6 protein-coding genes are annotated in these 7,827 nt (G+C 66.7%); 3 read left to right on the top strand and 3 right to left on the bottom strand.

The window, feature by feature from the left end; all coding sequences use genetic code 11:
* Together DIE15_RS36275 and acnA are read right to left on the bottom strand one after the other, a co-directional pair.
* A partial coding sequence (locus DIE15_RS36275; RefSeq protein WP_124835847.1) for a GntR family transcriptional regulator occupies positions 1-745 on the bottom strand: 745 nt, incomplete at its 3' end.
* Positions 746-783: 38 nt separating this feature from the next.
* Positions 784-3,408: an aconitate hydratase AcnA gene (gene acnA / locus DIE15_RS36270; RefSeq protein WP_124835846.1), complete on the bottom strand. Its 2,625-nt coding sequence runs from the start codon at positions 3,406-3,408 to the stop codon at positions 784-786.
* A 250-nt stretch (positions 3,409-3,658) separates the two neighbouring features.
* Here acnA and DIE15_RS36265 point away from each other — a divergent pair, with 250 nt between their 5' ends.
* The 3 genes from DIE15_RS36265 to DIE15_RS36255 are packed head-to-tail and all read left to right on the top strand — an operon-like array spanning position 3,659 to position 7,386.
* The gene (locus DIE15_RS36265) at positions 3,659-4,720 is read left to right on the top strand and encodes a lactonase family protein (RefSeq protein ID WP_124835845.1); all 1,062 of its coding nucleotides are present in this window, start codon (positions 3,659-3,661) and stop codon (positions 4,718-4,720) included.
* A gap of 53 nt (positions 4,721-4,773) precedes the next feature.
* Positions 4,774-6,099, top strand: coding sequence for an MFS transporter (locus DIE15_RS36260; protein ID WP_124835844.1), 1,326 nt, complete (start codon positions 4,774-4,776; stop codon positions 6,097-6,099).
* 60 nt (positions 6,100-6,159) lie between these two features.
* Positions 6,160-7,386, top strand: coding sequence for a porin (locus DIE15_RS36255; RefSeq protein ID WP_057927415.1), 1,227 nt, complete (start codon positions 6,160-6,162; stop codon positions 7,384-7,386).
* A 100-nt stretch (positions 7,387-7,486) separates the two neighbouring features.
* Here DIE15_RS36255 and DIE15_RS36250 read toward each other — a convergent pair whose 3' ends face one another.
* Positions 7,487-7,780, bottom strand: coding sequence for an antibiotic biosynthesis monooxygenase (locus tag DIE15_RS36250; RefSeq protein WP_124606215.1), 294 nt, complete (start codon positions 7,778-7,780; stop codon positions 7,487-7,489).
* Positions 7,781-7,827: the final 47 nt, after the last annotated feature.

Here is a 7,827-nt window from a genome sequence, read left to right as displayed (position 1 = left end):
CGCGATCCTGCATCGAGCGGTACGACAGCAGCCGGCGCACGCGATTCACGCGCCGGATCGTGTCGATGAAGAAGCTGTTGCCCGATGCTTCGACGAGCGATTCGTGGAACCGCACGCCGCGATCGTGCAGTTGATCGGCGGTATCGGTCTCGATGCCGCCGGCGAGCAGGTGCTTCTCGACCTCGCGACACCGTTCCAGCACGCGCGGGTCGAGCCGGTAGCCGGGCTCGAGCAGCGCGGCCGGCTCGAGCGCGAGACGCAGCCGGTACGATTTCAGCAGGCTGTCGGGGGTCGTCAGCATCGGCGAGAACTGCCAGCCGTAGCCCGGCTTGCGCTCGGCCCAGCCTTCCTGCGCGATACGCCCGAGCACGGTCGTGAGCTGCGCGTTCGTCAGCCCGTAGCGGGTGCGGATCAGCTGCTCCGAAAATTCGTCGGGCAGCTCGCCCTTCAGGCGATCGTCCGCGATCCGGAAATACACGCTCGTGATCACGTCGGCTTCGCCGAGACCGAGTTCGTCGACGACGTCCGACAGCGGCTCGATCACGGGTTTCGCGACGAAGAAGCCGCGATTGCGCTCGCGCGTCAGGATGCCTTTCTCGTGCAGCAGCGCGAGCGCCTCGTTGACGGGTGAACGGGACACGCGCAGGCGGTCGGCGAGCATCTGCGCGGGCAGGTGCGCGCCGACGTCCAGTCCTTCCGTCTTGATCAGTTCGACAATCTGGGTCGCGATGGAGCGGTCGATCATGTGAGTGAGCATTCGGGGCGCCGCGGGCGGCTTCGGTCTCAAGCCTCCTGCATCGCCAGGTTCTTTTGCAATATCAGCGGGATGACGCCGCCCGAGCGCAGCAACTCGCATTCGAGACGGGTCTCGACCGCGGCCGTCGCGTCGACGGGCTCGACGCGGCCGTCGGCGCGCACGATGCGCACGGGCACCGTGCAGCGCGGCGACAGCGCATCGGCCGGCGCGTCGACCTCGAGCTTATCACCTGGCCGGAGGTCCAGCGTGTCGGGGTGGATGCCCGCGGCGAAGCGCAGCGGCAGGATGCCCATCCCGATCAGGTTCGAGCGGTGAATGCGCTCGAAGCTCGCCGCCAGCACCGCGCGGATGCCGAGCAGCCGCTGGCCTTTCGCGGCCCAGTCGCGCGACGACCCGGTGCCGTAGCGCTCGCCGGCGACGAGCACGACCGGATTGCCTTCCTCTCGGTAGCGCGCGGCCGCCTCGAAGATCGGCAACACGTCGCCGCTCGGCACGTGCAGCGTATGCGCGACCGGCATGCCGTCGCGCAGCCGGTTGACGAGGGTCCGGTTGTAGAACGCGGCCCGCATCATCACTTCCCAGTTGCCGCGCCGCGATGCGAACACGTTCAGGTCGTCGCGATCGTCGCCGCGCGACACGAGGAAATCGGCGACGAAGCTGTCCTTCGGAATCGCGCTGGCGGGCGAGATGTGATCGGTCGTCACGTCGTCGCCGAGCACCAGCAGCGGGTACGCGCTGTACGTGCCGAGCTGGCTGCCCTGCGACGCCGACGCGAACGGCGGCCGGCGCAGCGCGGTCGAAGCCGGATCCCACGGGAATTGCGCGCTGTCGGGCGCGTCGAGGTCGTGCCAGGCCGGGTTCGCACTGGCGTGCGCGAATGCGCGCGGGTAGTCGTGCGGATCGGCGGCGGCCGCCGTCAGTTCGGCGACGGCTTCGCGTGTCGGCCACAGGTCGCGCAGGTACACGGGCTGGCCGTTAGCCGCGTGCTGGAGCGGATCGCGGCTCACGTCGATTTCGGCGTCGCCGGCCAGCGCGAACGCGATCACGAGCGGCGGCGACATGATGAAGCCGAGGTCGAGATCCGGGTGGATACGCCCCGGGAAATTGCGGTTGCCCGACAGCATCGCGACCGGCCGGATCGACGCGTCGGCGAGCGCCGCCCGGATCGGCTCGGTCAGTTGCCCTGAGTTGCCGATGCAGGTCGTGCAGCCATACCCGACGATATCGAAGCCGACCGCCGACAGGTCGTCGATCAGCCCGGCCCGTTCGAGATAGGCCGCCGCCGCGGGCGAACCGGGACCGAGCGACGTCTTGACCCATGCCGGCACCTTCAGCCCGAGCGCGCGCGCGTTGCGCGCGACGAGGCCGGCTGCGATCAGCAGCGCGGGATCGGACGTGTTCGTGCAGCTCGTGATCGCGGCGATCGCGACCGGATGCTTCGGCATCGACGGATGCGGATGCGCGGGATGGAACGCGAGCGGCGCGAGCGCGGCGGCCGTCTGCGAATGATCGAGCAGGTCCTGCGGGCGGCGCGGGCCGGCCACATGCATGCCGATCGACGCGAGGTCGAGGTCGATCGTGCGCGTGTAGCGTGGCTCGGCATCCGGATCGAACCACAGGCCGGCTTGCCGCGTGAACGCTTCGACGAGCCGGATCGCCGATTCGGATCGGTGGGTCGCGCGCAGGTAGTCGAGCGTGTTGCCGTCGACCGGGAAGAAGCCGGTCGTCGCGCCATACTCGGGCGCCATGTTCGCGACGACCGCGCGCTCGCCGGCACCGAGCGTCGCGACGCCCGGGCCGAAGAACTCGACGAACTCCCCCGATACGCCGATTGCACGCAGCCGCTGCGTGACGGTCAGCGCGAGATCGGTCGCCAGCACGCCCGCGCGCAACGCGCCGGTCAGCCGCACGCCGATCACGTCGGGAATGCGCTGCATCACGGGCATCCCGAACATCACCGTCTGCGCCTCCAGCCCGCCGACGCCCCAGCCGAGCACGCCGATGCCGTTGATCATCGGCGTGTGGCTGTCGGTGCCGATCAGCGTGTCGGGCACGGCCCAGCGCTCGCCGTCGCGCTCGAGCGTCGTGACCACCGTCGCCAGTTGCTCCAGGTTGATCGTATGCATGATCCCGGTGCCCGGCGGATGAATGCGTACGCCCGTCAGCGACTTCGATGCCCAGCGCAGGAACCGGTAGCGCTCCGCGTTGCGGCGCAGTTCGAGCTGCAGGTTCAGCGGCGCGGCGTCCGGCCGCGCGAAATATTCGACGGCCAGCGAGTGGTCGACCGACGAATCGACCGGCAGCACCGGGTTCAGCGACGCCGGATCCGCGCCGGCTTCGGCGAGCGCGTCGCGCATCCCGGCGATATCGACGAGCGCCGGCGTGCTGGTGGTGTCGTGCATCAGCACGCGGTTCGGCTGGAACGCGATCTCGGCTTCGCTCGTCGCGCGGCGCGTCCATTCGACGATCGCGTCGACCGCTTGCCGCCGCTCATCGCCGTCGGTATTGCGGATCACGTTTTCGAGCAGCAGGCGCAGCACGACGGGCAGTTCGCGCAACGTGGCGCCGAACTGGCCGGGAAGATCGACGAAGCGATATGTCGCGCCATCGACCGTCAACCGGGCTTCCGAGGGGGAGTTGGTGTTTTCCATGACTGTATTTTTGCACTTTAACAAGTAAAAATGCAATCTAGTGCTAACCCGAGATACAACAATTCAGGAGACGATCGTGACGAAAACAGGCAACGACCCGGGCGCAATCGGTCAACCGCGCGGTCCGGATCAGATGCGTCGCCGCGTGATAGGGCACACGGCGGCGCTCGGCGCGCTCGCGCTCCTCGGCGCGGCCGCCGGGCCGGTTTCTGCAGACGAATCACACAAGGCTTTGAAAGGAAAAACACCCATGTTTGCTTATGTCGGATCGCGCACCACGCGCGAACGAAACGCCCGCGGCGACGGGATTAGCGTGTACCGCGTCGACGCCGGGACGGGCGCGCTCGAACTCGTGCAGCTCGTCAAGGATCTGGTGAATCCGTCGTTCCTCGCGTTGAGCGCGAACGGCGAACACCTGTATACGGTCCACGGCGACCTGAGCGACATCAGCGCATTCAAGGTCGACAAGGCCAGCGGCAAGCTCACGTTCCTGAATCGCCAGAGCACGCAAGGCAAGAACCCCGTGCATCTCGCGATCGATCCGACCGGCCGCTATGTCGTCGTGTCGAATCACATCGGCGCGAGCGTTGCCGTACTGCCGATCGCGGCTGACGGCACGCTGCAGGAAGTCACGCAACTCGTCACGCTCGAAGGCCCGATCGGCCCGCATCGCATCGAGCAGAAGCAGGCGAAGCCGCACTTCAATCCGTTCGACCCGACCGGGCAATTCGTGATCGTTCCGGACAAGGGGCTCGACCGCGTGTTCTCGTTCCGGTTCAAGGACGGGCGGCTCGCGCCGGCCGATCCGGCATTCGTCGTCACGCGCGAGACGGCCGGCCCGCGTCACGTCGCCTTCCATCCGAGCGGCGCGCTCGCGTATGTCGTCAACGAACTCGACTCGACCGTCACGACCTATCGGTACACGTCGTCGAACGGTGCGCTGACGCCCGTGCAGATCGTGTCGTCGCTGCCGGACACGTACATCGGCAACAGCCGCGCGTCGGAGATCGAGGTCGATCCGGCCGGGCGCTTCGTCTACGCATCGAACCGCGGCGACGACAGCATCGCCGTGTTCCGCATCGACCCGGCCAGCGGCCATCTCGCGTTCGTCGCGGCCGAACCGACCGGCGGCCGCACGCCGCGCTTCATGACCGGCACGCCGGACGGCCGCTTCATGTACGCGCTGAACGAAGACAGCGACAGCATCGTCGCGTTCGCGATCGATGCCGCGACGGGCCGCCTCAAGCCGACCGGCTTCTCGGTCGCGTCGGGCAGCCCCGTCTGCATGGTGTTTTCCGGACACCGCGCGTAATCCTTCCCGCCCCATCAGGAGACAGCCGGCGGCAGGTCCGCCGGCGCACAACCATGAATCAAGCAACCCCTATCGACGAACGCGCGCTGGTGCGCAAGATCGCGTGGCGCATCATCCCGTTCGTGTTCGTCCTCTACATCATTTCGTATCTCGACCGCGCGAACATCGGCTATGCCGCGTTGCAGATGAACAAGGAGCTCGCGCTGTCGAGCGAGGCGTTCGGCTTCGCGTCGGGCATCTTCTTCATCGGGTATTTCCTGTTCGAAGTGCCCAGCAACGTGATGCTCAACAAGTTCGGCGCACGCGTGTGGATCGCGCGGATCCTGGTGACGTGGGGTGTCGTGTCGGTGATCTCCGCATTCGTGCAGGACGCGACGCAACTCTACGTGCTGCGGTTCCTGCTCGGCGTGGCGGAAGCGGGCTTCTTCCCCGGCATCATCGTGTACCTGACCTACTGGTTCCGTGCGAAGGAACTCGCGACGACCGTCGCGCTGTTTACCGCCGCGATCCCGGTGTCGTACATCATCGGCGCGCCGCTTTCGACGTGGATCATGGATCACGTCCACTGGTTCCAGTGGAGCGGCTGGCGCTGGATGCTCGTGCTCGAAGGCGCGCCCGCGCTGGTCGGCGGGATCCTGTGCTTCCTGTACCTGACGGACCGCCCGGGCGACGCGAAGTGGCTCACGCCCGCGGAGCGCGCGTGGCTGCTGAACGAACTCGACAACGATCGCAAGGCGCGGCCGCGTGCGCAGCACCTCGGTTCGCTGAAGACGATGACGAACCCGAAGGTGCTGTACCTGTCGTTCATCTACTTCGTGTACCAGTGCGGCAGCCTCGGCGTCGGTTACTGGATGCCGCAGATCATCAAGGGCTTCTCGTCGAAGCTCTCGCATACCGAGATCGGGCTCATCGCGACGGTGCCCTACGTGGTTGCGACGATCGCGATGGTGATGTGGTCGCGTCGTTCGGACCGGCGCAGCGAACGACGCCTGCATTCGGCGATTCCGCTCGCGGTGGCTGCCGCGGCGCTGCTCGGCGCGGGGCTCGCGACGAACCCGTACGTGTCGATCGCGATGATCAGCCTGAGCCTCGCGGGCCTGTACGCGTTCAAGTCGCCGTTCTGGGCGCTGCCGACGCTGTTTCTCAGCCGCTCGACCGCGGCCGTGTCGATCGCGGTGATCAACTCGATCGGCAACCTCGGCGGCTTCGTCGGGCCGTTCATGATCGGCTTCGTCAAGGGAACGGGGCAGAGCGCGACGCCTGGGCTGCTGTTTCTCGCGGCGTTGCTCGTCGTGTCGTTCCTGATGACGTTCTTCATTCGCGTTCACGAACAGCCGGCCGACGACACGCCGTCGAACGTGGTGAACCAGACCCATTGACACGATGACGCGCAATCCGGCGGCGAGCCGGGATATATAACCGAAAGAGGAGATCGATTGATGAAGAAGCTTTCATTTTGCTTGGTTGTACTGAATTCAGTGCCGGCGATCGCGCTGGCGCAAAGCAGCGTGACGCTGTACGGGATCATCGACAGCGGCATCAATTACACCAGCAACGTGCAGACGGCACGGACGGCGGCAGGCCCGGTCGGCGGCCATCAGATCGCGATGATCGAAGGCGGGTCGGCCGGCCTGCAGGGGAGCCGCTGGGGGCTCAAGGGCAGCGAGGATCTCGGCGGCGGTCTCAAGGCACTGTTCGTGCTGGAGAGCGGTTTCTACAGCAACAACGGCGTGCTGAACCAGGGCGGCGCGATGTTCGGGCGGCAGGCGTATGTCGGCCTGAGCCATCCGGTCGGCACGGTCACGCTCGGGCGGCAGTACGATCCCGTCGTCGACTTCTACGGGCCGTTCCTCGCCGCGCCGCAGTGGGGCGGCTACATGACCTCGCATCCGGGCGACCTCGACAATGCGTTGAACACGCGCCGCATCAACAATTCGATCAAGTTCCGCAGCGCCAGCTACCGCGGGCTGACGCTCGAAGCGTTGATGAATCTCGGCGGCACCGCCGGGTCGTTCTCGACCAACTGGATCTGGGGTGCCGGCGCGTCGTATGCGGCGGGGCCGTTTTCGATCGGCGCGGGCTACCTGAACGTCCGCAATCCGAACACGTCGTTCTTCGGCGCGAATCCGAATGCCGGCCCGGCGACGAGCAACAACCTCGGCAGCGCCGGCAGCGCGAGTGCGCCGGAGAGCAACCCCGTGTTCGCCGGCTATGCGTCCGCGAACCGGCTCGAAATCGCCGGCGTCGGAGCGGGCGTGACGCTGGCCGCCCTCAGCGTCAATCTCGCGTATTCGAATACGCGCTTCGAGGGGCTGGGCTCCGCGTCGGGGCCGAATGCGCTGCGTTACGCGGGCACCGCGGCGTTCAACAACGTCGAGATCAACGCGAAATACCAGTTCACGCCGTCGTTGCAGGCCGGTGTCGCCTACGACTACACGAGAAACGGCGGTGCCGGCGGCAAGGGCGGCGCGAACTACAACCTGTTCAGCGCGGGTGTCGATTATTTCCTGTCGAAGCGCACGGACGTTTATACGGTTGCCGTGTTCGAGAAGGCGAGCGGGACGGATTCGCTCGGGCAGCCGGCGGTTGCGCAGATTACCGGGTTGACGCCGTCCGCGACCGACAAGCAGGTTTCATTGCGGATCGGGTTGCGTCACAGGTTCTGAACAGGCGGGGCGACTGGAACGGCGCGCGTAAAGCCGGGTTTCGGCGGCGCGCCGGCGACACGGGGCGGGCGTTTACCCGACCCGCTTTTTACCGTGGCGATTACTTGACCGCGACTTCCGTATGCACGACTTTCGGCGGGCTTTTGAAGAACGGGCCCGCCAGCTGTCGCCATGCCTGGAAGTCGTCCGATTGCCGGAAATGCACCATGTGGTCGTCCACGGTGTCCCACTTGACGACGAGCAGGTAGCCGCCGCTGCGCTCGATCACGCGGTGCAGCTCGGCGCCGCCGCAGCCGCGCGCACGCGCGAACAGCGGGAGTGCCTGGCGAACCGCCGCTTCGAATTGCTCGGCCTGCGACGGATCGATGTCGAGCGATGCCATTTCCAGAATCATTGATGCTCCATTGGGGGTGAATGATGCGAACGGATCGTGATGCGACG

It is taken from the genome of Burkholderia sp. Bp9031 (assembly GCF_003857965.1).
Taxonomy (GTDB): domain Bacteria; phylum Pseudomonadota; class Gammaproteobacteria; order Burkholderiales; family Burkholderiaceae; genus Burkholderia; species Burkholderia ambifaria_A.
This window is presented reverse-complemented; position numbering and strand designations above follow the sequence as displayed.